Origin of the sequence: Microbacterium sp. B24 (assembly GCF_000333415.1) — a bacterium.
GTDB lineage: Bacteria > Actinomycetota > Actinomycetes > Actinomycetales > Microbacteriaceae > Microbacterium.
Genome location: NZ_BADB01000313.1, coordinates 1 through 3,640 on the forward strand (window position 1 = coordinate 1; position 3,640 = coordinate 3,640).

Sequence of the window (3,640 nt, forward strand, 5' to 3'; positions counted from 1 at the left end):
GCGCCAGCGGATGGGTTGCGTGGAGCGGATGGGGCGCGGGGGTGGGACCGGTCACAGCTTCGGGTTCTGACACAGATCACACGCTAACGTGCACCCCCGCCGGATGCACATCGACGGGGGTCATCTTCACGAGGCCCTTACCTGGTCGTTACATCCGCCCGCGACGAGGCGGCGGAGCGCTCGCGCTCGCCGCGTTCGGCGCGGCGCGCCGCTTCGAGCTCGGCCGTGGCGAGCGCGACGGCGTTCTCCGCCGTCCGCACCCGACGCTGGAGGAAGGTCGCCGACCCGTAGCGCGCACGCACGCGGTCGTCCTGCTCCTCCGCGACGGTGACGATGTACGACGTGGAGATCAGGATCACCTGAGCCGACAGGTTGACCCAGAGCAGCAGTGCGATGAGCGCTGCGAACGAGGCCAGCAGCGGGTTCGACGTGGCTCCGCCGACGAAGAGCCCCGACAGCTGCTGCAGCACCGTGAGCCCGACGGCGCCGATCAGGGCCCCCGTCAACAGCGCCGTAGCCGACGCCCGCACCCCCGACAGCACCCGGAACAGCACCGCGACGACGACGGCATCCAAGACGAAGGTGACGAGAATGGCCAGCCAGCGGGTGCCCCACGCGATGGCCGGGTCTTCACGGGCCAGACCCAGCCACTGGGCGACCACGTCGAGTCCGGCGGTGCCGATCATGGTGACGACGGCGGAGGCCAGCAGCGCGGCGCCGACGCCGACGGCCAGCGCAAGGTTGCGCAGCAGGACGAGCCACACGGGAACGTCGTCGATGAGTTTGTCGCACACGATGCGCATCGCCGTCCGCAGCGACCCGATCGCACCGATCGCGGCACCGACGAGACCCACCAGCGAGAGCGCGCCGGCGATGGACAGGCCGACCGGGAGCGAGATCTCGTCGACCTTCACGAGGCCGTTCTCGCCGACGAGGCCCGGCACAGCCCGGTCGACGGCCGCCACCAGCGCCCGCCACGCATCCGTGTCGCCGGACAGCCACAGGGCGGCGATCGAGAATCCGAGCAACACCGCCGCGAAGAGGCTGAACAGCGTGCGATAGGTGACGCTGTCGGCGAGCATCGGCCCCCGCCGTTCGCTGTAGCGCAGGAACGCTCGCACCGGCGTGAGCGTCAGGGCGCGCGCGATGATGCGGGACAGATCCATGCCGCCCAGGATATGCACCTCACGCACGACGCGCAGGGCCTTGACAGCGGCCGCCGTGCGTCACACGAGGTCGGCGAGCACTCCGATCCACGTCCCGATGACGAGGAACGGCCCGAAGGGGATGCGGGTGGACCTGGTCGCCCGTCGCGCGGCCAGCAGGACGATGGCGACGACGCCCGCAGCGAGGAAAGCGGCGACGACCCCGAGCAGCACGGCAGACCATCCGACCCAGCCGAGAAGCACGCCGACGAGCGCGGCCAGCTTGACGTCGCCGCCGCCGATCGCTCCGCGCCCCGCCACGCGCAGCAGTACGAAGAAGACGAACAGCGCCGCGCCGGCACCGAGCGCGCGCACCAGTGCGGCCCACGGGGAGCCGAACGCACAGGACGCCGTAAGAAGCGCGATCGTCACGATCAACGCAGGAAGAACGATCCTGTTCGGCAGGCGATGCGTGCGCACGTCGACGACGGTGAGGACCACGCCGGCCACGGCGGCGACGAGGTAAGCCGACGCGGCGAGGATCGTGGCCGGATCAGCCATCGAGAACCTCCAGCGCCACCCGTACGGTGCCCGCGGAACCGATGCCCTCGGCCTCGCGAACCGATCGCTTCAGCGGCAACACGTAGCGTGCGCGGTGCGCGTCGGGGAAGACGGACGTGCGCCACTGCGAGCCGCCGATGACGACCGCGACGCGGACAGCGCCGAATCCGCGCGGCGGCCGCGGGAGGTCGCGGATGTCGGCACTGAGCTCGCCCGGCAGCTCGACGAAGTACCAGTCCTCGCGTCGGGCGTCCCAGCGAAAGATCTCCCCGTCGAACTCGAAGCGCACGCGGTCATCGTAGCGACCTCGTGCGCGCCGCCGTCGACGGTGTGCACAGCCTCGAGGACGCCCGGCAGGCGCGGAGAAGGGGGCCGGGTATGCTCCCCCGGCCCCCTTCGTTCCGCAGCGTCGGTCAGGCGCTGGCCTTGGCCTTCTTGGCCGTCGCCTTGGCGGGCGCCGTGCGCACGGTTCCCGTCACGGCCTCGCTCTCGGCGTGGGCGACCTTGCGGGCCGCGCGGACCTCCTCGAAGGAGGTGCCGTAGTAGGCGGCCTCCATGAGGGTCTTCATGTCCTCGATCATCGGCATCCGCGGGTTCGCCGGAGCGCACTGGTCGCGGTACGCGGCCAGGGCGAGCTCCTGCAGGCCCGAGATGAAGGTGGTCTCGTCGACGCCCTGCTGCTGGAACGACCGCTCGATGCCGACCCGGTCGCGCAGCTCCTCGACGGCGCGGGCGTAGCTTTCCACGCCCTCCTCCGGGGTGGATGCCGGAGGCCCGAGTGCTTGGCGATCTCCTGGAACCGCTCGGGCGCGATGTAGCGCTCGTACTTCGGCCAGCTGGTCAGCTTGGTCGGGACGGTGCCGTTGTAGCGGATCACGTGGGGCAGGTAGACCGCGTTCGTGCGGCCGTGCACCAGGTGATAGGTCGCGCCGGTCACGTGCGCCATGGCGTGGACGATCCCGAGGAACGCGTTTCCGAAGGCCATACCCGAGATGGATGCCGCGTTGTGCATCTTCTCGCGGGCCTTGATGTCCTCGGCATCCGTCGAGTTCGGCTGCGCCTTGGTGCTGCGCTCGATGTTCTCGAAGATGAGTTTGATCGCGTGCAGGCACAGGCCGTCGGTGTAGTCGTTCGCGTACACCGACACGAAGGCCTCGGTGGCGTGCGTCAGCGCGTCGAAGCCCGCGTCGGCGACCAGGAAACCGGGCAGCACCTTGGTGAGCACGGGGTCGATGATCGCGACCGACGGGGTCAGCGCGTAGTCGGCGAGCGGGTACTTCATGCCCGTCTCGTCGTCGGTGATGACGGCGAACGGGGTCATCTCGCTGCCGGTACCCGAGGTGGTCGGGATGCAGACGAGCTTCGCCTTCTTGCCGAGCTCGGGGAACTTGAACGCGCGCTTGCGCACGTCGAAGAACTTCTCGCACATGTCGGAGAACTCCACCTCGGGGTTCTCGTACAGCAGCCACATCACCTTGGACGCGTCCATCGGCGATCCGCCACCGAGGGCGATGATCGTGTCGGGCTGGAACTGACGCATGAGGTCGGCGCCGGCGCGCACCTCGGAGACCTTCGGCTCCGGCTTGACGGTGTTGATCAGCTGCACCTGCACGCGGTTGTCACGCCGGTTCAGCACATCCATGATCTTGTCGACGTAGCCGAGCTTGGTCATGGTCTCGTCGGTGACGATGGTCACGCGCTCGACGCCGCGCATGTCGGCGAGGTAGCGGACGGCGTTCGGCTCGAAGTAGGTCTTCGCCGGGATCTTGAACCACTGCAGGTTGTTGTTGCGACGCCCGATGCGCTTGACGTTCAAGAGGTTCACCGCCGAGACGTTGTTGGAGACCGAGTTGTGTCCGTAGGAGCCGCAGCCGAGGGTCAGCGACGGCATGAACGCGTTGTAGATGTCACCGATACCGCCGAGGGCCGACGGG

General features: G+C 69.0%; 3 protein-coding genes and 1 pseudogene. All 4 read right to left on the reverse strand.

Annotated elements, in window-relative coordinates; all coding sequences use genetic code 11:
• Positions 1-137: 137 nt before the first annotated feature.
• Positions 138-1,166, reverse strand: a complete 1,029-nt coding sequence (locus tag I5I_RS08095) for a YihY/virulence factor BrkB family protein (protein ID WP_036318309.1) — start codon at positions 1,164-1,166, stop codon at positions 138-140.
• Positions 1,167-1,226: 60 nt separating this feature from the next.
• Positions 1,227-1,706 carry a prepilin peptidase gene (locus tag I5I_RS08100; RefSeq protein ID WP_036318307.1) on the reverse strand — a complete coding sequence of 160 codons (480 nt, stop codon included), beginning with the start codon at positions 1,704-1,706 and terminating at the stop codon, positions 1,227-1,229.
• Entirely contained in the window at positions 1,699-1,995 is a 297-nt protein-coding gene (locus tag I5I_RS08105; protein ID WP_036318308.1) for a DUF1905 domain-containing protein, read from the reverse strand. The genes I5I_RS08100 and I5I_RS08105 overlap by 8 nt, the downstream gene beginning before the upstream one ends.
• Positions 1,996-2,119: 124 nt before the next feature.
• Positions 2,120-3,640: pseudogene (locus tag I5I_RS08110) on the reverse strand (iron-containing alcohol dehydrogenase); the annotation flags it as partial.

Excerpts from the sequence above, each read along its gene's own strand:
- I5I_RS08095 (WP_036318309.1), bottom strand. The coding sequence starts at position 1,166 with ATGGATCTGTCCCGCATCATCGCGCGCGCCCTGACGCTCACGCCGGTG.
- I5I_RS08100 (WP_036318307.1), bottom strand. The coding sequence starts at position 1,706 with ATGGCTGATCCGGCCACGATCCTCGCCGCGTCGGCTTACCTCGTCGCC.